This is a genomic window from Pseudomonas sp. W2Aug9 (genome assembly GCF_023127755.1).
In the GTDB taxonomy this organism is placed as follows: domain Bacteria; phylum Pseudomonadota; class Gammaproteobacteria; order Pseudomonadales; family Pseudomonadaceae; genus Aquipseudomonas; species Aquipseudomonas synxantha_A.
Genome location: NZ_SPKL01000006.1, coordinates 213,625 through 233,991, shown reverse-complemented (window position 1 = coordinate 233,991; position 20,367 = coordinate 213,625). Strand labels below are relative to the sequence as shown.

The window sequence follows — 20,367 nt, the reverse complement described above, 5'->3', positions numbered from 1 at the left end:
GCGCGAGCAGGTCAGCGTCGGTGAAACCGTGGTGGTGGCTCAGGAGGGCCCGACCGGCAAGCAGTTGGTGGCCTATGTCGTGCCGCTGGACTCAACACTTCTGGACGACGCAGTCGCTCAATCAAACGGCCGCGAAACCTTGCGTCGCGCGTTGAAATCCCGCTTGCCGGACTACATGGTGCCGACGCACTTGATGTTCCTCGAACGTATGCCGCTGACCCCTAACGGCAAGCTCGATCGCAAGGGCTTGCCGCTGCCGGATGTGAGCCAGATGCAGCAGGTGTATGTGGCACCTCAGAGCGAGTTGGAGCAGAAGATCGCCACCATCTGGGCCGACGTGCTGCGCCTGCCGCAAGTCGGCTTGCATGACAACTTCTTCGAATTGGGTGGCGACTCGATCATTTCGATCCAGGTGGTCAGCCGGGCTCGCCAGGCCGGGGTGCGCTTCACGCCCAAGGATCTGTTCCAGCATCAGACCGTGCAAAGCCTGGCGACCGTCGCCCGGGAAGGCGAGGGCACGGTGCAACTGGACCAGTCGGCACTGACCGGCGAGTTGCTGCTGCTGCCAGTGCAACAAGGCTTCTTTGCCGATGACATTCCCCAGCGTCACCACTGGAACCAGTCTGTGGTGCTGCAACCGCACCAGCCGTTGCAGGCGCCGCTGCTGGTGGCGGCACTGCAGGCGTTGATCGTGCATCACGATGCCTTGCGCAGCACTTTCGTCGAGGGGCCGCAAGGCTGGAGCGCAGCTTACCGCGGCCCCGATCAGCACCAGGCTGAACAGGTGCTGTGGCAAACCACCTTGAACAGCGTCGAGGAGCTGGACGCCCTGGGTGAAGAAGCCCAACGCAGCCTCGACCTGGCTGTCGGACCGTTAGTGCGTGCTGTGTTGGCGCAGTTGGCCGATGGCTCCCAGCGCTTGTTGCTGGTGATCCATCACTTGGTGGTGGACGGTGTGTCGTGGCGCATCCTGCTTGAAGACCTGCAAAGCGCTTACCAGCAACTGGCGCAGGGCGCTCCTGTGGCGTTGCCGGCCAAGACCAGCGCCACCCGCGCCTGGGCCGCACGCTTGCAGACCTATGCCCGTAGCGCTGCGCTGCAACACGAACTGGCCTGGTGGCAGACGCAATTGCAAGGCAGCCCGGTCGGCTTGCCCGGCGCTGATCCACAGGCAAGCTTGAGCAATCAGCTGGCGCTGAGCGTGAGCACGCAGTTGGACGGCACGTATACGCGACGTTTGCTGCAAGACGCGCCGAGTGCCTACCGTACCCAGATCAACGACCTGCTGCTCACCGCCCTGGCGCGGGTGATCACACGCTGGAGCGGCGAGGCTTCGATGTTGATACGGCTGGAAGGCCACGGTCGTGAAGACCTGTTCGATGAGATCGACCTGACCCGCACGGTCGGTTGGTTTACCAGCCTTTACCCATTGCAATTGGTTCCCGCTGACTCCCTGGGTACTTCCCTGAAACACATCAAGGAGCAATTGCGCGCCGTGCCCGACAAGGGCCTGGGGTTTGGCGCATTGCGATACCTGGGCGATACCGAGGCGCAACTGGCGCTGGCGGCCTTGCCACGCCCACGTATTACCTTCAACTACCTGGGGCAGTTTGACGCCAGTTTTGACAATGGCGAACAGCCAGGGCTGTTCACACCGACCGGTGATGCCAGCGGTGCCGAGCAAAGCCAGCAGGCGCCTTTGGGCAACTGGCTGGAGATCAATGGCCAAGTCTTTGGCGGCGAGCTGAAATTGAACTGGAGCTTCAGCCAGGCGATGTTCGATGAGGCGACGGTGCAATGCCTGGCTGATGAATATGCAACTGAACTCAAGGCGCTGATCGACCACTGCTGTGAGTCGACGCACCAGGGCGTGACGCCGTCGGACTTCCCCCTGGCGCGGTTGTCCCAGGCACAGTTGGATGGCCTGGCGCTGAACGTGGCCGAGGTCGAAGACCTGTACCCGTTGTCACCGATGCAGCAAGGCATGTTGTTCCAATCGCTGTACGGCGAAGGCTCGGGTGACTACATCAACCAGATGCGCATTGATGTGCAGGGCCTGGACGTAGCGCGCTTCCACCAGGCATGGCAGGTGGCGGTGGAGCGTCATGAGATCCTGCGCAGCGGTGTTGTCTGGCAGGCGGAGCTTGAGCAGCCTTTGCAGGTGGTCTACAAGCAGGCGCACCTGCCGTTTGTGCAGTTGGATTGGCAAACGCGTGCAGACTGCAACCAGGCTCTTGATGACTTGGCCGAGTCGGCACGGGCCCAGGGCTTTGTGCTGGAGCAGGCGCCGTTGCTGAGCTTGACGGTGGTGCGCACGGGGGTATCGAGCTACCACCTGATCTACACCAATCACCATATCCTGATGGATGGCTGGAGTGGTTCGCAGCTGTTCGGTGAGGTGCTGCAACAGTATGCGGGTGAGGCGCTGCCCGCGCCGACCGGGCGTTATCGTGACTATATCGCCTGGCTGCAGGCGCAGGATAAAGCTGCCAGTCAAGCGTTCTGGAAAGACCAACTGGTCAACCTGCAAGAGCCTACGCGTCTGTCCCGTTCCGCACAGTCTGAGGCGGACGCGGTCCTGGCGGTCAATGGCGAACATCGCTTGAGCCTGGATGCCGCGCAAACCGAACAGCTTAGAACCTTTGCCCAGCGCCACAAGGTGACCCTCAATACCCTGGTGCAAGGCGCCTGGTTGTTGCTGTTGCATCACCACACCGGGCAAGCCACCGTAGCCTTCGGCGCCACGGTGGCAGGGCGTCCGGCGCAACTTCGCGGGATTGAACAGCAGGTCGGATTGTTCATTAACACGCTGCCCGTGGTGGCGACGCCGGATGCGCAGATGTCGGTCAGCCACTGGTTGCAGCAGCTCCAGCAGCAGAACGTTGGCTTGCGTGAGCAAGAACACACGCCGCTGTTCGAGATCCAGCGTTGGGCCGGGCTGGGCGGTGAAGCCCTGTTCGACAGTATCCTGGTGTTTGAAAATTATCCGGTGTCCGAGGCGCTGGAGCAGGGTGCACCGTCGGGGTTGCGGTTTGGTGCAGTGCACAGCCTGGAGCAGACCCACTATCCATTGACCGTGTTGTTGGCCCTCGGCGAGACACTGGGCCTGGAATTCAATTACGCCCGCCAGGTCTTCAGCACCGCGCATATCCAGCGCTTGGCCGAGCACTTCCAGCAGTTGCTGCTGGCCCTGGCCACCGATGGCAGTCAACGTCTTGGCGCGTTGCCGTCACTGGCGCAGGCCGAGCGTCAGTTGGTGGTGCAGGATTGGAATGCCACGGCGGTGGACTACCCGCTCGATCAAGCAGTACACCGCTTGATCGAGGCTCAGGTATTGCGCACGCCGGATGCGCAGGCGTTGGTGTTTGACGGGCAAACCCTGAGTTACAGCGCGTTGAACGCCCGGGCCAATCGGCTGGCGCACCGCTTGATGGCTGCCGGAGTCGGCCCGGATGTGCTGGTGGGCCTGGCGCTGGAGCGCTCGGTGGAAATGGTGGTCGGCCTGTTGGCGGTGCTCAAGGCCGGTGGCGCCTATGTGCCGCTGGACCCGGAATACCCCGGTGACCGCCTGGCCTACATGCTGCAAGACAGTGGCGTACAACTGCTGTTGACCCAGACCCACCTGCTGGCGCAGCTGCCGGTTCCAGCGGGTGTGAACACTCTGGTGCTGGAGCAGGGCGATGCCTGGTTGGAGGCGTTCGGCAGCCACAACCCGGATATTACCGTGCATGGCGAAAACCTCGCCTACGTGATCTACACCTCCGGTTCCACCGGCCAACCCAAGGGCGCCGGCAACCGCCATAACGCACTGACCAACCGCCTGTGCTGGATGCAGCAGGCCTATGGTCTGGACGCCCGCGACAGCGTATTGCAGAAAACCCCGTTCAGCTTTGACGTGTCGGTGTGGGAGTTCTTCTGGCCGTTGATGACCGGCGCCCGCCTGGTGGTGGCGGCGCCGGGGGATCATCGTGACCCTGCCAGGCTGGTGAGCCTGATCAACTCGCAGCAGATCACCACGCTGCATTTCGTGCCGTCCATGCTGCAAGCGTTCTTGCAAGACGCGGCAGTTGCTTCGTGCCAGAGCCTGCAACGCATCGTCTGCAGCGGTGAGGCATTGCCCGCGGACGCCCAGCAACAGGTGTTCGCCAAGTTACCCCACGCCGGGTTGTACAACCTGTACGGTCCCACCGAAGCGGCTATCGATGTGACCCACTGGACTTGTGTCGAGGAAGGCCGCGATGCCGTGCCGATTGGCCGACCGATTGCCAACCTGGGTTGCTACGTGTTGGATGACAATCTGGAGCCGGCACCGGTGGGCGTGTTGGGTGAATTGTACTTGGGCGGTATTGGCTTGGCGCGGGGTTACCATCGCCGCGCGGCACTCACCGCTGAGCGTTTTGTGACTGACCCGTTCGGTAGCGGCACACGTCTGTATCGCACCGGCGACCTGGCGCGTTATCGCGACGATGGCGTGATCGAATATGCCGGGCGCATGGACCATCAGGTCAAACTGCGTGGCCTGCGTATCGAGTTGGGAGAAATCGAAGCGCGCCTGCTGGAGCTCGACAGTGTCCGCGAAGCCGCAGTGCTGGCGGTGGACGGCACGCACCTGGTGGGTTACCTGGTGCTGCAACAGCCGCTTGAGGATTGGAAAGCGGCGGTGGTTGCGTACCTGGCCGCGCAGTTGCCGGACTACATGGTCCCGGCGCAGTGGGTGGTGCTGACGCAGATGCCGCTGAGCCCGAACGGCAAGTTGGACCGTAAGGCACTGCCCAAGCCTGAGGCTCAGAGCGCTGAGCAACACCAGGCACCTGTCACCGAGATCGAGCAGCAGATCGCGGCGATCTGGCGCGAGGTTCTGGAAGTGGAGCGTGTGGGGCTTCGCGACAATTTCTTCGAACTCGGCGGCCATTCGCTGCGGGTGCTGATGCTCAAGGAGCGGATTCGCAAGGTCAGCGGCGTGAACCTGTCCGTCAGCCAATTGATGCTTAACCCCACCGTGGCGGGGCAGGTCAAGTGCTTGCAGGGCGATAGCCGAGCGTCGTTGATCGTCAAGCTTAACCAGCAGACGCAAGGCACGCCGTTGTTCATGTTCCACCCAAGCTTCGGCTCGGTGCATTGCTACACCGCGGTTGCCTTGGCCCTGCGTGAGCAGCGCCCGGTGTACGGGGTGATGTGTCGCGCATTGGCTGAAGAGGGCGCCGCGGTGCCGCATTGGCAGGTGATGGTCGAGGATTACACCGCGCAATTGTTGGCGGCCCAACCCCATGGCGCGTTCCGCCTGGCCGGCTGGTCGTTGGGCGGTAATCTGGCCATGGAAGTGGCCTACGGCCTGGAGCAAGCCGGCCGCGAGGTTGAGTTTGTAGGCTGGATCGACGCTGCGCCGCCGCAGTGGGTCAAACCCTACTGGGATGCTGCGGAGGTCGAGGACGACCTCGAAGTCTCAGCCAATGAGCGCCGTGCCGCCTTGCTGGGGGTGATGTTCCCCGAATTTGCCGAGTCCATCCAGGGTGCCTGGCAGCAATGCCGGCGGGATACCGAGGATGAAGCGCAGCAATGGCTGGGATTCGTGAGCTGGGCTGAACAGACCTTGGGCGAAGCATTTACTGCCGTCAAAGAGGAACTGCTGCGTGGCAATGAGGCGCAGATATCCTGGGACGTTGACCGGGCACTGAGTGAGCGCTTGCTGCAGGCTGACTTCAAGCCGATCAAGGCTCCCATCAGTTGCTGGTGGGCAGCCAAGAGCCGGGCAGGGCGATTCAAGGAAGTGATTGAGCAGCAGATGGCGACGGTGATCAGCCAGGGGCGTATCGAGCGCTCGGTGATGATTGAGACTGATCATGACGGCATCATCGACAGCGCGGTGTTCATCAGCAGTTTGGTGGATGCGATGAGGTAAGCCGCCGCTTTACGAGAAGCCCGGATCCTGTATCCGGGTTTTTTGTGGGTGAGCGGCATAGTCTTTTTGGCTGATGCCGATCAATGAAGCAGCCACAGACTATTTTCGTACGAAAAAAAAACGCCCGGTGAGCGTTCAACTCTCACCGGGCGTGCGGTCGATCAAGGTGTGCGATCAGAAGTCCCAGCGGGTGCTGACCATCACGTTGCGCGGCTCGCCGTAGGCGGCCGAATTATAGAAGCCCACGTTGCTGTAGTAGGACTTGTCGAAGATATTGTTGAAGTTGACGGTGGCCGAAAGGTTCTTGGTGACCTGGTAGCGAGTCATCAAGTCCACCAACCAGTAGGATTCCTGGGTGATGTCCTGATCTTGCTTGAGCGGCTCGTTCCAGATTGAGTTCCAGCCCTTGGTCTGCCAGCGTACCCCGCCACCGATGGTGAACTTGTCCAGGTCGCCCTTGAGCTTGTAGGTGGTATTCAGGTTGACCTGATGCTCGGGCTCGAAGGTAGAGAGCTTCTTGTCGTCTTCGTCTCGTACGATCTTGTGGGTGTAGCCACCCTGCAGTTGCCAGCCTGGGCTCAACTCACCGGAGATCTCTGCTTCATATCCCTTGGTGACGGCTTTGGAGCCCTTGAACGCCCAGTTTTGCGGGGCTGGTACTTGGTTGTTATAGGCATCGTCCGAGATCGGGCGGTTGGTCTCATGCACTTCGAAGTAAGCGATGCTGGTGTTGAGGCGGCCGTCGAAAAACTCGCCTTTCAGGCCCAACTCGTAGTTCTGTCCTTCGTCCGGTTCCAGCAGTTTTTCGTTGCGGTCCTTATAGGTGCTTTCCTGGGGTTGGAAAATATCGGTGTAGCTGGCGTATACCGAGAAGTTGTCGTTGAGGTCGTAGATCACGCCGGCGTAGGGAATAAAGCGACCCGTTTCCTTGTAGGAAGGATTGTTGCCGGTGACGTGATAGTTGGCCACGCGCCCACCCAGGATCACGTTCAGGTCGTCTATCACGTTAAAGCGTGCGGTCAGGTAGTAGCCGGTCTGGCGGATGGTGTCATCGATGTGCTGTTGGGCCGGGCCGTAGATCGGCTTGGCGATATGGCCGTTCCAGTTATAGAAGTCGACCTTGTTACCGCCTGGCCATTCCGGCGTCCAGTAGCCCTTGCCTTGCCAGCGCGAGGTGCCGATGGAGCCACCCACCACCAGTTCATGTTCGCGGCCAAACAGGCTGAACGGCCCGGTGGCGTAGAGGTCAGCCGAGGTGCTCTTGGTCTCTCCGGTGTATTTCTGGCCATTAATCTCGGCGGTGCCATCGGCTGCTGGCTGGACGAATTGAATCGAACCCAGGTCGGCATGGTAGCTGTTGATCTTGTGGTCTAGCTGGAATTTGGTGACCCAGCCGTCACCCATGTCATGTTCGAGCATGGCGAAGGCGGTACGGGTGTTCTGCTCCCAGGAACTCCAGGTGGTGCCGTTGTTATACGAGCGGGGCATCTTGTTGATGCTGCCGTTGGAGTTGACCAACGGGAAGGACCCGGACCAGCTCGACCCCTGCGGAATGTTGTCCTGGTAATCGAAGCCCACCGTCAGCATGGTGTCCGGGGAGAGGTCGAATTCGGTGATGCCGTAGTAGGTCTCGGTCTTGCGCGAGTAGTGGTCCATGAAGGACTTTTTGTCCTGGTATGCCGCCACCGCACGCCCACGGACATTGCCGCTGTCGGTCAACGGGCCGCTGACATCCACTTCGCTGCGGTAGTTGTCCCAGGAGCCCGCGCCCAGTTGGACGTGGCCCTTGAAATCCGAGGTGGGTTTCTTGCGGATCAGGTTGATGGTAGCGCCCAATGAGCCCGCGCCATTGAGCAGGCCCGTGGCCCCCTTGAGGATTTCGACACGATCATAGATCGCCATGTCGCTGAGGGTGTTGCCCGCCGAATAACCAACGTTGCGCACGGTGGACGGGATACCGTCGTACTGGAAACTGTTGACCGAAAAACCACGAGAGTAGTAGTTGGTGCGGTCGGAGTCATAGGCTGACACGGTGATGCCCGGGGTGTGGCGCATCACGTCATCCATGTTGTTGAGGCCGAAGTCCTCGATGTGCTGGCGGGTGACCACGGTGATCGACTGCGGCGTTTGCCGCGGCGTCAGGGTCAGGCGCGTAGCCGTGGCAATGGTACCCGGCGTGTAGGAACCGGAACCTTCGGTGATGTTGCCCAAGTAGTTGGCGGTCACCTCAGTGGGGCTCAGCTCCAGCCCGCCACCGCTGCTGGCGGCGGCAACGGTCAAGGTATTGCCATTGAGGCTATAGGTGGTCTGGCTGCCAGCCAGCAACGCGTCAATGGCCTGCTGCGGCTGCATCTTGCCCTTGACGGCGCGGCTGTTCTTGCCCTGTACATCGCCCGGGCTGTACAGCACTTGCACATTGGTCTGGCGGCCAAATTCCTGCAGTGCGCTCCCCAGCGACTGTGCAGGAATATTCAGCTCGATCTCCTGGGCTTGCACATAACCTGCAATTGGCATCGACACAGCCAGCGCCAGGGTACTCGGCAAGAGGTTGATGTTCAGGGCCCGGCGCATGGATAGCGCTTTGCTCAGGGGGCTGAGACCGAGTCGTGCTGGCATGGATGCTTTCTCTTCTGTGTTTTAAGTGGGCAATTATAAGTGTTTATTGAGGTTAGTTCTCATTACCACTAGTGAGACGTTCCTACTTCGCAAAACCGGAAAAAATATTCCGATGCATCATGCAGGCTCCATTTCATGCACCACCTGGCCGGCGCGCAGGCGCACCAATTGGTCGGCAATGTCGAAATAACGGTCGTCATGGCTGATCACGATGATGGTCTTGCCCAGGCGTTTGAGGTCCGGCAGTAGCTCGGTGTAGAAGATGCGGCGAAAGGCCGGGTCCTGGTCGGCGGCCCATTCGTCGAACACCAGTACCGGGCGCTCCTCCAGCCAGGCATTGACCAGGGCCAGGCGTTTGCGCTGGCCGGTGGACAGGTCGGTGGTGCTGAACACACCATCCTTGACGCTGACCTTGTGGGCGATTTCCAGGCGTTCCAGGTATTTGGTCGCGCTGTCCAGGGACTGGGCTGCGCTGCCTTGTACCAAATCGTCGAACAGGTAGTAGTCAGAAAACACCGTAGTGAACAACTGCCGATAATCGTCGCGTTCAGGGTCGGTCACCGCTGTGCCGTTGAGCACAATCTCGCCAGCCTGAGGCGGATACAGGCCCAGCAGCAGCTTGATCAAGGTGGTCTTGCCGCTACCGTTTTCGCCGACGATAAATACGATATCGCCTTGCTTGATGCTGAGGTTGATCGGCCCCAGATGGAACGGCTGGCTGCCTTCTACCGCTGGTGGGCTGTAGCTGACGCCACGCAGTTCAAGGCTGTTGACCAGCGGCTTTGGCGCTTCACTGTCGTCCATCAACAAGTGGGGCTCTGGCGAAGAAAAACGCTCCGACAGTTCGCTGATGCGCCCAAAGGCAATCTTGGCCTTGCCCACGACCGGCAAGTAACCCAGCAGGTGCTCCAGCGGCCCCTTCATGTACAACAGCACCAGCACGAAGCCAGTAATCACCGTAGGGTCGGGGTTGGGGTTGTACGCCTGCATCGCCAAAGCCAGGCCGATGACCACGAAGAACAGCATCGAGCCGAAGGTCTTGGCCAGAATATAAATATTGACCGAGCGCACCTGGATGTCGCTGATGCGGTCAGCGGTTTCCTGGATGCGATGGGTGTTCATGCGAAACCGCCGCGGGCGGTGCATGCGCAATTCCTTCGCGCCGGAGGCAATCGCATTGTAATAGCGCTGCAATTCATCCTCGTGGCTGCGTGCCAGGTCGAAGCCCTGGATGCCTTTGCCGCCGGCAATGAACTGCACGGCGCTACCGACAATGATCGCGACCACCATCATCAGAAACATCGGCACCGACAGGTAAGCCAGGTAACCGAGGCAACCCAGGGTAACGGTGGCGGCGATGGCCAGGGGCGTGAAGGCAAAGGAAAAATCGCTGATGGTGTCCACGTCGTGGGTCAGCACTGGGATCAGGCGGTGGGAGCGATACTGCTCGATCTGCCCGATCGGAGCTGACAGCACCTTTTCACCCAGGTCCTTGCGCAGGGCGGCAATGATCCGTTGCCCGACATAGTTGGTGCCGATGTCGGAAATGATCGAACTGATAAGCGCCACCACGCACAAGGCGGCAAAGGTCAGGACCACGCCCTGTGTCATGCCGCCCTCGGAATGCAGAGCATTGTTGATGGTTGCCAGCAGCAGGGTGATGGCCAGGCCGCCGACCATACCGAGGGCGACGGAGACCGTCACAATGGTGCGAAAGGGCCGGAGCAATGCGAGCAAACCTTTGAAGGCGCCGCGCTTGGGGTCGGTCATAAATACTTCCCGGGAAATGAAAAAGAGGGGGCTGGGCACACAGACCCTTACCCATGACAAACGAAGCATCGGCGTGACTATTTAGCTCGGTGCGCCAGGCGGTGGCAGTGAGCGATAAATTGCCTGGGGCCTGGTTCGTTCTTGTTGTGTAGGCGCACGCGTATCGACGCTGTGCATGGCCCTTTCAGCGAGAGCGAAACAAATGACGAAGAAGAACCTGGTGTATGTCTGGTCCCTGAGAAATGCCGCTGCCGACAAGGCCGGGCAGCCGGTGGCCTACAAGGACCACGAGCGCTACATGAAGTCGGTGCTGGAGTTTCTGGTGGGCTCGCTCAACGACACGCCGCTGGGCGAGGTCTACAACCTGGTGGGCGTGGTGTATGACGACGATGAGCAAAACCCGCGTGACCAGCAGTTGGTCGCGGACTATGGCTTCTCCTGCAAGCCGGGCCGCCAGTGGTTGTACCCGGCGGATTTGCGCGTGCAGGGCAAGTTGGTCAATGACCTGCTGCTGAGCGTGCCATCCACCTATCGCCGGCTGCCACGGGGCAGCGCCGAACATATCGCCGGCAAGCAGGATTTCGAGCGGCGCCTGCATGACACCCTGGTGGAGTTGAAGGCCGACATCGTGGTGCTTGACGGTTTGCTGGTGATTCTTGATGAGTTGGTGCGTCCGGGGGCGCCGTTTGCCCGTCGCATCATGAATATCCACCCGGGCATCACCCGCATCGAATCGCCTTACGAGCGCCGTGGGGCCTATGCCACCTGGAATGCGTTGTACGGTGCGCGTGGGCAAGTGGTTGTAGATTGGGCGACCAGGCAGACCCAGCCGTGCGAGCCGCTGTACCTGACTGGGGCATCGTTCCATTACGTGGATAACGGTATCGACTCCGGTGAAGTGTTCCACGACGTGCTCAAGACAGAGATTTCGCCTGAGGACACTATCCTCGAACTGCGCTGGAACAACTTCAATAACAGCCTGTTCCCGGCGCTGCACGAAGGCTTGGAGCTGTTGGCCAAACAAGGCTGAGTACAATCTTGCTGATGCATGGGAACTAAATGTGGGAGGGGGCTTGCTCCCGATGAGGGCATGTCAGTCAATGCATGGGTGACTGACACACCGCTATCGGGAGCAAGCCCCCTCCCACAATTTAGAGCTCGCGCACGACCCGAAACCCAATCCAGTCCCCGCGCGTCTGCGGATAGATGTTGTTGCGGTTGCCCGAACGTGAAAACACCGGCGCCTCGCCCCAGTCATTGCCGCGAATCTGGTAAGCCTCACAGTTCGGCTCCACCCACGCACTGCCATCAGTCGGTGCGCCGATGTAGTTCGGGTGCTCGCAATCGGCTACCCGCTCATACACATTGCCGTGCATGTCATACATCCCGAACGCATTCGGCGGGTAGCTGCCGACCGGCGACGAATAGCTATAGCCGTCCGCCGGGCCGTAGGTGTTGGCGTGCTTGGCGATGCTGTAGCCCTTGCCCTCGTCGAACGGAAAGGGGAACGGTCCGGTGGTACCGGCGCGCGCGGCGTATTCACGCTGGGCTTCGCTGACCATGTGGTACGTGTGTCCGGTCTTCTTCGACAACCAACTCACGTATTGCTTGATGTCGTCCATGTCCATGCACACTGCCGGCTGGCGTGGGCCCTGGGGGTAGCGCGGCTTGCTGGCGATACATTCGCGGCCGGGGCGGTCGTCGCCGTTGGCGATCTTCACGCCGGTCTGGCGCACGTAACTGTCCCATTCGCCGGCGGTGATGTGGAAACGGCTCATGGCGAACGGCTTGGCGAAGGTCACCTCATGCATCGGGCCTTCATCGGGCTCGCGCCCCACTTCATCGTCCGGGGTGCCCATGGTGAAGGTGCCGGCGGGCAGCACCACCATCTCGGGGCAGTCCTTGCAGTCCTTGAAGACCTTGCCCGGCTGCGGGGCGGCAGCCTGGGCCAGGTTGGGCAGCAGGGCGCTACACAGGGCGGTGAGCGCCAGGGCGGTCAGGGGTTTGAGTCGGGATGGAGTCATGTGGGCATCTCGTTCAAAGGGAAAAAGGTCATAACCGCTGGCTCAGCAAGGTCATGAAGCGCTGGATCTCGGCCGAGTTGTTGAGCAGGCCGGGCGAGGTACGAATGACCGGGCCGACGTCACGGTCTACCGCGTCCACCACCACGCGGTTTTTCATCAGGTGGGCCGCGACTGCATCGCTGTCCTGGCCCTTGACCCGAAAGAAGGTGAAGCCCGCCGACAGCTCGGGGCTGCGTGGTGTGACCAGTTCGATCTGCGAGTGAGCCAGCAACTGGTCTTTCAGTTCGGTATTGAGCGCATGGATGCGTGCCTGTACCGGCGCCTTGCCCAACTGCAGGTGCAACTTGAAGGCTTCGTCGGCGGCCCAGCGATGTTCGAAGGCGTGGTAGCCGCCGGGTGTCATGGTCGTGGCGAAGTCCTTGTCTTCCGAGAAGGTCGGTATCATCGGTGTGACGTATTTGTTTTCGGTCTCGCGGGCGCACACCAGGCCGGTGCCGCGCGGGCCGAACATCCACTTGTGGGTGCCTGATATAAAGAAGTCGCAGTGCATGTCCGGGAAGTCGAGGTTCTCGACGCCGAAGCCGTGCACGCCGTCGACCACATAGAGAATGCGGTCCGGCTCGTCGCGGTTGCGGTTGTGTTCGTCCACCAGCTTGCCGATCTCGCCGATGGGCAATTTCACGCCGCTGCCCGACTGCACCCACGTCATGCCCAATACGCGAGTGTTGGGGCGGATATTGCGCTGGATATTGCTCAGCACCTCATCGACCGATACCTGATTGGCGTTTTCGAACAGGCGTATTTTACGAACCTGGGTCTGCTCCTTGCGCACTCTGAAATCCAGGCTGAACTCGGTGGCATAGTGCTCGTGCACGGTGGTGAGGATTTCCTGGTCGGCGCGCACCTTGATCCCGCCGTAAATCATCGCCAGCCCTTCGGACGTGCTACCGGTGAGGGCGATCTGTGCGGGTTTGGCTTTCAAATAGCGGCCGGCCCACTCGCGTACCTGGCCTTCGCGCTTCCAGGTCTCCTGCAGGTCCCAGTCCATGGCCAGCCCGGGGTTGCGATCGATCTGCTGGCGGTAGCGTTCAATGGCTTCGCGCACCGGCTTGGGGTGCGAGGCCACCAGGAAGTTGGAAAAGTGCAGGTAGTCCGGGTCCTGGTTGAACAGCTGTTTGAGTCCCGTCCATGGGTTGTTTGCAGTGGCTGCCAGTGCCTCGGGCAGCAGTGCGGCGCCCAGTGGCAGGCTCGCGGCAAAGACGCCGGCCTGCTTGAGAAATGTACGGCGGTCGGTCATGGACTTACTTCGTGCTGGTTAGCGATTGGCCAATGGTTTGGCGGCTTTTTGTACCTGGTCCCACACCCGCAGGAAGTTGCCGCCCCACAGTTTGGCAATATCGGCTTCGGAGTAGCCGCGCTGGATCAATTCGGCGGTGACGTTGCGCACTTCGCCAACGTTCTCCCAGCCCTGCAAGCCGCCGCCGTCGTTGAAGTCCGAGGCGATGCCGACGTGATCGATGCCGATCTTGCGCACGGTGTAGTCGATGGCGTCTCCCAGGTCCTTGAGGGTGGCCTTGGGTTCTTCTTCAAGGATGGCGTACAGCGCGCCGGCATACTCGCCGAAGCGTTGCTCGGGCCAGGCGGCAATGATTGCATCGCCGGGCATCAAGGCCATGGCCAGGTTGGGCAGTGGTGGCAGGTCGAAGCGTGCGCGCAGGGTGTTGAGCTTGTCCTGGGTCGGCTGGCTCAAGGGGCGCAGGTACGCGGGGAAGCCCACCACCTGCACCACGCCGCCGCTGTTCTTGATCAGTTGCAGTTCTTTGTCGCTGAGGTTGCGCGGGATATCCACCGACGCCCGAGGCGCCGAGTGGGATGCCACTATCGGCGTGCGGCTCAACTGCGCGACTTGTTCCAGGGCCTTGGTCGACATCTGCGACACATCGATGATCACGCCCAGGTCATTCAGGCGATGCACCGCCTGCCGGCCGATCGGCGACAGGCCTTCAAGGGCGTCGGGCGAGTCATTGAAAAACGGCAGCGGGCGCGAAGAGTCGGACCAGGCGTTGTTGCCGATGTAGCTGAACCCGAACATGCGCATGCCGCGTGCAGCCCACAGGTCCAGCTGGTTGAGGTCGTTGCCCAGCGGGTAGGCGTTGAGCATGCTGATAAAGATCGCGAACTTGCCTTCGCCGTGCAGGCGCCGCATATCGTCCGGGGTGTAGGCGATGCCCACCTGGTTGGGAAAGTCGCGCACCATGCCGGAGATGATCTTGTAGCGCACCTCCTGTTCGTGGCGGGCCTCTTCGACAAAACCGTCGGTGGGCTTGTGCGGGGCGTTCGCGCCGTTCCAGATTTCCGGCCAGCCGAAGATCGTCAGTGCGGCACCCGACAATCGGCCCCGCGCCGCCTTGGCCAGGTCGAACTGGCCGCTGCCATCCTTGTCGGCTTCATTGCCTGCCGTACCGAAATCCAGGGGCAGGGTGATGTGGCTGTCGAACGACAACAGGCGATCCTGCATTTCATTGGCCTGCTTGATCACCTCCAGCGGGTATCCGGCGTTGCCCTTGAACCATTGGTCCCAGACCAGAAAGCCGGCCCCGGCGCCGATAGCCAGGGCCAACGGCAGGCCGATATACAACGCCTTTTTCGAACGTGATTTTGTCATTGCCATCTCAGTCAGTTGCGGCCTTTGCTATCAGGGAAGAACGAGCGCTGACGGGGGAAATTTAGGCGGCGCTGGCGCGACGGTAAATTTCAGCGGGCTGCAAACGTTCTAGCTCTGATCAAGCTGTTTCCTAAGGTAGCCAATGACAATCTCTCGACGTGGGTTCATCGCAGGCCTGGCGCTGACCGGCGCGGCCGTGCCGGCGGCCTTTTATGCCCATCGCGAGCTGACGCGGGAAGAAGAATTCCCCATCACCCCCGGCGAAGCCACGGTGGACCTGGCCGACACCCAGGGCCAGCACCTGGCGAACACCCTGCGCGGCGTCTGGAGCCTGCGCCTGGCAGGGCGCGATGCCGGCCTTGCGGGTTTGCCGTTACACGGCCTGGAGCTGCTGCTCGACATCGCCCCTCGTGGCCGTGGGCTGCGGGGTTACCTGGATACCGCCGAGAACCTGCGTGCCGACGGCGAGCCACGCTATCGAGTCTTGGGCGACCTGCTGACGGGCGAGAGCGCCGTGCTCTATTGGCGGTTGATCGACCGCGACTCAGTCGGCGGTGTGCCGGCCTATGAGTTCAAGATGACCCTGGATGAAGTCTGGGCTGCCTTCGGCAATGCCGGCAGCGCCACGCTCAGCGGGCAAATCCTCGACCTCGATCGCCCCCTGGCGTTGATCGAGCGCGACAATCGTTTCATCGCGCACAAACAGCTGTTCCCCGAGGCTCGACAACGCATCGGTCTGAATCCCACGCTGCTGGCCTGGCTGGTTTCTCCCGAACATCGCCTGTTTCACCAACTGTGGCACGCCACGCGTGACCAGTGGCACAAGCTCTCCGAAGAAAAACGCGAGGCCCTGCGTGGCATCGGCTGGCAACCGGGGCCCCGTGGCCAGGAGCGCGATGCCCGCGGCAAACGCAAGGATCGCAATGGCTCGGGCATCGACTTCTTCTTCATGCACCGGCATATGCTCGGTACTGCGCGCTCCATGCAAGACCTGCCGTCGTGGCCGCAATTCCCCGCGCCGCAACCGGCGCTGGAGCGTGATCGCCTGGGCTTTGTGCGCTACTTCGACAACCACGACGGCTTCGCGCTGCCGCCCTGTTGGTCGGCGCCGGACGACGCCGACTACACCCAGTGGGTCAGTGATATCAAGACGGCCGAGACCTACCACAGCAACTTCCAGGTCTGGGAATCCCAGTACCGCGACCCGCGCTACCTGGCCAAGTTGACACTGGGCCAGTTGGGCTCGGAGATGGAACTGGGCCTGCACGACTGGCTGCACATGCGGTGGGCCTCGGTGCCCCGCGACCCGTCCAACGGCGCACCTGTGCCGTTCGCCCGTGACCCAGCAGACTTCTCGGCACGCTGGTATGCGCCTGAGAATGACTTCCTTGGCGATCCGTTTTCATCCCACGTCAATCCGGTGTTCTGGCACTTCCACGGCTGGATCGATGACCGCATCGAAGACTGGTTCCGCGCCCACGAGCGCTTCAATCCGGGCGAAGTGCGTCGCCTTGAAGTCAACGGTGTGGCCTGGTTTGCGCCGGGGCGTTGGGTTGAAGTGGGCGACCCCTGGCTGGGCCCGGACACCCACGGTTGCAGCACCACGCCGGGCTTGCAGCAGGGTCGCTCGATGGAAATGGACCCGGAAATCATGAAACTGGCCCTGCGTATTACCTTCGGCGCCGATGAGGACCTGCTCAAGGGGTTGTTCAAACGCGTACCGCGGCGGCCTTGGTATGCGCGGCATTTGAAGGTCAAGCGCGAGACATGACTGCGCGGTAGACCTTGACACCTTCAGGTCCGTACGCAACGATCAACTCAATTTTAATAAATTGAGTTTCGGCCATGGCTAAGATCCAGAAACCGGTTGATTTCGAGGTGTTATTAAAACGCCACGGCCTGGAAATTTTCGAGCTGGCTCGCACTTTCAAGGCGATCGACGACAAAGGTAGGTATTTGCACTGGGATGAGTTTCGCCGTTATCCCGCACCGGGCCTCAACAAAGAGGCAGCGTGGGCCGCTATCAAAATGTCCCGTGCGTGTGCGAGCAAAACCTTGGAGCTGCGCAGTGAATGCGGCAGGCCTTTTTTCCTGTACACCACTGATTTTTGCGACGCGGTGATTCATGCCGTGGAGTCAGTCACGTCCAGGCTAGGAGGGGCGACTGCTTCCTCTCCTCAATACCGCGACAACACTCAGTATCTGGTCGATTCATTGATGATGGAGGAGGCAATCTCCAGTGCCCAGTTGGAAGGCGCTGCTACCACTCGCAAGATCGCCAAGGACATGTTGGCCAAGGAGCGCACGCCGCAGAATGACGATGAGCGGATGATCCTGAACAACTATCATCTGATGAAGCGGGCCAAATACAGCAAGGATGCAAACCTCTCTATCGCGCTGATCTGCGAGTTTCACGGCATCGCTACGGCGGGGATTGAAGAGGGCGACGTTCATTCTGGGCAGCTTAGAATCGCTGACGATATTTTTGTGGGCGGGGCTGCGGGAGAAGTCGTTCACCAACCTCCTCAGGCAGCGCTGCTGCCGGACAGGCTCGAAGCGCTTTGCCGGTTTGCAAATGACCGACATGACGGCCAAGCCGGCAGGCATTTTATCCATCCCGTGGTGAAGGCGATCATCCTGCACTTCATGCTCGGTTATGAGCACCCATTCAGGGACGGCAACGGGCGCACTGCGCGGTGTTTATTTTACTGGTTCATGCTCAAAAGCGGTTACTGGCCCTTTGAGTACATCTCCATCAGCACACTGCTCAAGGAGGCACCCATGCAATATGGGCGCTCATATGTTCATACGGAAACCGACGCTTTTGATTTGACCTATTTCGTCATTTATCAATTAAGGGTTATCGAGCGCGCCATTAACGAATTCATGGCGTACTTTGAAAGCAAACGTAAAGAAGCCGTGGAACTGATGGGCTGGCTGGGTACGCTTGGATTGCAGGCTGAGCTGAATTACCGACAAGGGCATTTCTTGAAAAAAGTGCTCCACAACCCTGGGCGCATCTTTACGCCCAAGGAACTCACGCACGACTATGACATTTCGGAAAACACCGCACGCAAGGACCTGGAGAGGCTGGCCGGCATGAAGGTGCTGTTCAAAGTGCAGGAAGGCAAGAGTTTCTTGTACGTTGCCAGAGAGGATGGTCAAGCCAACTTGAAGAAGCTGAAGCCGAAAAGCTAGGGTTTTTCAATCTTGCTCCTCTGCCCGCAGTTGCGCACTCATCTGATCGCAACTGCGCGCCCAGTCGCTGAGCCATTGGGGCATAGGCGGCGAAGTCTCTTCCAGACCCAGTTCGCGCACGAAATCCGACGGCGGCACGTTGCCCTTGGCGCCGCGGAACACTCCACGGATCACCACCACGCCAATCACTCGGCCATGGCTGACGAAGCGGTGCTCCATCAGGCTCCACTTGTGGTCCCAGCCGAGCATTCGGGTGTGCACTTCAAATACCTCGAACAGCTTCAACTCGCGGCGAAACTTGCCCCAGGTATCGCCTACGATCGGCACTGCCTTGTGGCGCAGCGCTACGCGAAAGGCACCCGTGCGCAACACAAAATCCATGCGCGCCACATCTGCCAGGGTGAAATAACGACCATTGGTGACATGCCGGTTCAGATCCAGGTCCAACGGCCAAACCCTCATGCGCACCACCGTAATGGCCAGGCCGTGGACCGGTTTGCGCCAGGGGCGACGCAACAGCATGTGCAGTAATCGAAACCAGAGATTCATGAAAAGACGCCAGACAGTTGAACAATGACCGCACTGTAAAGGCGAGGAATCGGATAAGGTAGGTGCGCAAATGACTTATTTCATGCGAAAAGCGCAAACTGGTTTTTAAATGCACATTACCTTGCTTCTGGCTGACCGATGTTCCGCTGCCAATGCCACCCTTGCCATGGAAGTACTCAGTGCGGCCAACCTGTTTGCGGATAGCCCGTGCTTTGAGGTGGTGCTGGCTTCCCTGGATGGGCAGGCGGTGGTGACATGGGGCGGCCAGCGCCTGGAGGTGGATTGCAGCGTGGCGCAGGTGGCCCGGACCGACCTGGTATTGATCCCAGGCTTTCTGTTTACCCTCAAGGAAGTCTTGCCGACGTTTGCCGCTTACGGCCCTTGGTTGCGTGAGCAGCATGGTCGTGGCGCAGTGCTGGCCTCGATGTGCACGGCCGCGTTTCTCTTGGCCGAAACGGGCCTGTTGCAGGGCTTGCGCGCCACCACCCATTGGGCGTTTACCGAGTTCTTCCGTCGTCGCTATGCCCAGGTCTGTCTGGATGAGGGGCAGATCCTCTGCGAAGAGAACCGCTTGATTACCTGCGGTGGCGCCACGGCGGCGATGGATTTGATGCTGCACCTGATCCGCCGCTTCGGCTCTGCGGAACTGGCTTATACCTGCGGCAAATATTTGCTGATCGATACCGGGCGCACCGAACAGTCGGTGTATGCCATGTGGTCGTTGCCCAAAAGCCACGGGGATAGCGAGATTCTGCGCGTACAGCACTGGTTGGAGCAGCACTTTACCGAGTCATTGGTGATCGACGAGGTGGCCCGGCGCTTCGGCTTTGGCGTGCGTAATTTCAAGCGCCGCTTCAAGGACGCCACCGGTCATACGCCAATCGGCTACCTGCAAACCCTGCGTCTGGAACGGGCCAAGCAGATGCTTGAGTCAACGCGCATGACGCTCGACAGCATTACCTATGCCGTTGGCTATGAAGACAGCAATTCGTTTCGGCGCCTGTTTCAGCAGCGGGTGGGTATGTTGCCGGCGGCGTATCGCAAGAAATTCCTGATCGTCCAGGGCTGACTCAAACGTGGAAGGGGCGGTGCGACGATTCGACTTCCCCCGGAGGCGACCTGACAGCCGAGCAAATCGCAGACGAAAAAAAACCGGCTGATCAGGCCGGTTTGGGGGCTCCCGCAAACAGCGCGGGGTTATACGTGGGAGCTCAGCAGACGCTCGGCACCACCTTCGGCCAAGCCACGTTCCTGCAAGCGGTCAGCACCACCTTCGGCCAGACCACGTTCCTGCAAGCGGTCAGCACCGCCTTCGGCCAGGCCACGTTCCTGCAAGCGATCGGCACCGCCTTCGGCCAGGCCGCGTTCCTGCAAGCGGTCAGCACCGCCTTCGGCCAGACCGCGTTCCTGCAAGCGGTCAGCACCGCCTTCGGCCAGACCACGTTCCTGCAAGCGATCCGCGCCGCCTTCGGCAACACGGGTTTCTATCAGCCGGTCGGCACCGCCTTCAGCGACTACCGGGTGGGCAAAAGCGTTTGCAGCGAGTACCGAGAAAGCGAGGCTAAGCAGGATTTGGCGTTTCATGATGGTGTGCTCCGAGTGCTTTAGTTGGGTGCCGTTTGGCATGGGTTTGATGTTACGCGCTG

Annotated in this window: 12 protein-coding genes; 5 read left to right on the top strand and 7 right to left on the bottom strand. The window is 60.6% G+C overall.

The window, feature by feature from the left end:
* Window positions 1–5,899, top strand: a 5,899-nt coding sequence (locus E3O56_RS04105; RefSeq protein WP_248127907.1) for a non-ribosomal peptide synthetase, incomplete at its 5' end; no start/stop codon positions are given.
* Window positions 5,900–6,073: 174 nt separating this feature from the next.
* Here the strand turns inward: E3O56_RS04105 and E3O56_RS04100 are convergent.
* Both E3O56_RS04100 and E3O56_RS04095 read right to left on the bottom strand, forming a co-directional pair.
* Window positions 6,074–8,515 (bottom strand): TonB-dependent siderophore receptor, encoded by a 2,442-nt coding sequence (locus tag E3O56_RS04100; protein WP_032876307.1) that lies wholly within the window; start codon window positions 8,513–8,515, stop codon window positions 6,074–6,076.
* A 117-nt stretch (window positions 8,516–8,632) separates the two neighbouring features.
* Complete coding sequence (locus tag E3O56_RS04095) at window positions 8,633–10,285, bottom strand: cyclic peptide export ABC transporter (RefSeq protein WP_005787638.1); 1,653 nt, start codon at window positions 10,283–10,285, stop codon at window positions 8,633–8,635.
* A 202-nt stretch (window positions 10,286–10,487) separates the two neighbouring features.
* Here E3O56_RS04095 and E3O56_RS04090 point away from each other — a divergent pair, with 202 nt between their 5' ends.
* Window positions 10,488–11,315 carry a N(5)-hydroxyornithine transformylase PvdF gene (locus tag E3O56_RS04090; RefSeq protein WP_248127906.1) on the top strand — a complete coding sequence of 276 codons (828 nt, stop codon included), beginning with the start codon at window positions 10,488–10,490 and terminating at the stop codon, window positions 11,313–11,315.
* A gap of 121 nt (window positions 11,316–11,436) precedes the next feature.
* On the opposite strand, the gene E3O56_RS04085 is transcribed toward E3O56_RS04090, so the two are convergent.
* Genes E3O56_RS04085 through pvdM form a run of 3 tightly spaced genes read right to left on the bottom strand, consistent with a single transcriptional unit; the run spans window position 11,437 to window position 14,974 of the window.
* Window positions 11,437–12,309: a formylglycine-generating enzyme family protein gene (locus E3O56_RS04085; RefSeq protein ID WP_248127905.1), complete on the bottom strand. Its 873-nt coding sequence runs from the start codon at window positions 12,307–12,309 to the stop codon at window positions 11,437–11,439.
* A gap of 28 nt (window positions 12,310–12,337) precedes the next feature.
* Window positions 12,338–13,606 (bottom strand): aminotransferase class V-fold PLP-dependent enzyme, encoded by a 1,269-nt coding sequence (locus E3O56_RS04080; protein WP_078821106.1) that lies wholly within the window; start codon window positions 13,604–13,606, stop codon window positions 12,338–12,340.
* Window positions 13,607–13,624: 18 nt separating this feature from the next.
* Complete coding sequence (gene pvdM, locus E3O56_RS04075; RefSeq protein ID WP_248127904.1) at window positions 13,625–14,974, bottom strand: dipeptidase; 1,350 nt, start codon at window positions 14,972–14,974, stop codon at window positions 13,625–13,627.
* 142 nt (window positions 14,975–15,116) lie between these two features.
* Here pvdM and E3O56_RS04070 point away from each other — a divergent pair, with 142 nt between their 5' ends.
* Both E3O56_RS04070 and E3O56_RS04065 read left to right on the top strand, forming a co-directional pair.
* Window positions 15,117–16,745, top strand: a complete 1,629-nt coding sequence (locus E3O56_RS04070; protein WP_032876290.1) for a hypothetical protein — start codon at window positions 15,117–15,119, stop codon at window positions 16,743–16,745.
* A gap of 74 nt (window positions 16,746–16,819) precedes the next feature.
* Window positions 16,820–18,172, top strand: coding sequence for a Fic family protein (locus tag E3O56_RS04065; protein WP_248127903.1), 1,353 nt, complete (start codon window positions 16,820–16,822; stop codon window positions 18,170–18,172).
* A gap of 6 nt (window positions 18,173–18,178) precedes the next feature.
* On the opposite strand, the gene E3O56_RS04060 is transcribed toward E3O56_RS04065, so the two are convergent.
* Window positions 18,179–18,721: an acyl-CoA thioesterase gene (locus E3O56_RS04060; protein WP_032876284.1), complete on the bottom strand. Its 543-nt coding sequence runs from the start codon at window positions 18,719–18,721 to the stop codon at window positions 18,179–18,181.
* A gap of 109 nt (window positions 18,722–18,830) precedes the next feature.
* Here E3O56_RS04060 and E3O56_RS04055 point away from each other — a divergent pair, with 109 nt between their 5' ends.
* Window positions 18,831–19,790 carry a helix-turn-helix domain-containing protein gene (locus E3O56_RS04055; RefSeq protein ID WP_005787652.1) on the top strand — a complete coding sequence of 320 codons (960 nt, stop codon included), beginning with the start codon at window positions 18,831–18,833 and terminating at the stop codon, window positions 19,788–19,790.
* Window positions 19,791–19,918: 128 nt separating this feature from the next.
* On the opposite strand, the gene E3O56_RS26845 is transcribed toward E3O56_RS04055, so the two are convergent.
* Entirely contained in the window at window positions 19,919–20,305 is a 387-nt protein-coding gene (locus E3O56_RS26845; protein WP_348984258.1) for a hypothetical protein, read from the bottom strand.
* Between the last annotated feature and the right edge of the window lie 62 nt (window positions 20,306–20,367).

Excerpts from the sequence above, each read along its gene's own strand:
- pvdM (WP_248127904.1), bottom strand. The coding sequence starts at position 14,974 with ATGACAAAATCACGTTCGAAAAAGGCGTTGTATATCGGCCTGCCGTTG.
- E3O56_RS04095 (WP_005787638.1), bottom strand. The coding sequence starts at position 10,285 with ATGACCGACCCCAAGCGCGGCGCCTTCAAAGGTTTGCTCGCATTGCTC.
- E3O56_RS04060 (WP_032876284.1), bottom strand. The coding sequence starts at position 18,721 with ATGAATCTCTGGTTTCGATTACTGCACATGCTGTTGCGTCGCCCCTGG.
- E3O56_RS04100 (WP_032876307.1), bottom strand. The coding sequence starts at position 8,515 with ATGCCAGCACGACTCGGTCTCAGCCCCCTGAGCAAAGCGCTATCCATG.
- E3O56_RS04085 (WP_248127905.1), bottom strand. The coding sequence starts at position 12,309 with ATGACTCCATCCCGACTCAAACCCCTGACCGCCCTGGCGCTCACCGCC.
- E3O56_RS04065 (WP_248127903.1), top strand. The coding sequence starts at position 16,820 with ATGGCTAAGATCCAGAAACCGGTTGATTTCGAGGTGTTATTAAAACGC.
- E3O56_RS04055 (WP_005787652.1), top strand. The coding sequence starts at position 18,831 with ATGCACATTACCTTGCTTCTGGCTGACCGATGTTCCGCTGCCAATGCC.
- E3O56_RS04080 (WP_078821106.1), bottom strand. The coding sequence starts at position 13,606 with ATGACCGACCGCCGTACATTTCTCAAGCAGGCCGGCGTCTTTGCCGCG.
- E3O56_RS04070 (WP_032876290.1), top strand. The coding sequence starts at position 15,117 with ATGACAATCTCTCGACGTGGGTTCATCGCAGGCCTGGCGCTGACCGGC.
- E3O56_RS26845 (WP_348984258.1), bottom strand. The coding sequence starts at position 20,305 with ATGAAACGCCAAATCCTGCTTAGCCTCGCTTTCTCGGTACTCGCTGCA.
- E3O56_RS04090 (WP_248127906.1), top strand. The coding sequence starts at position 10,488 with ATGACGAAGAAGAACCTGGTGTATGTCTGGTCCCTGAGAAATGCCGCT.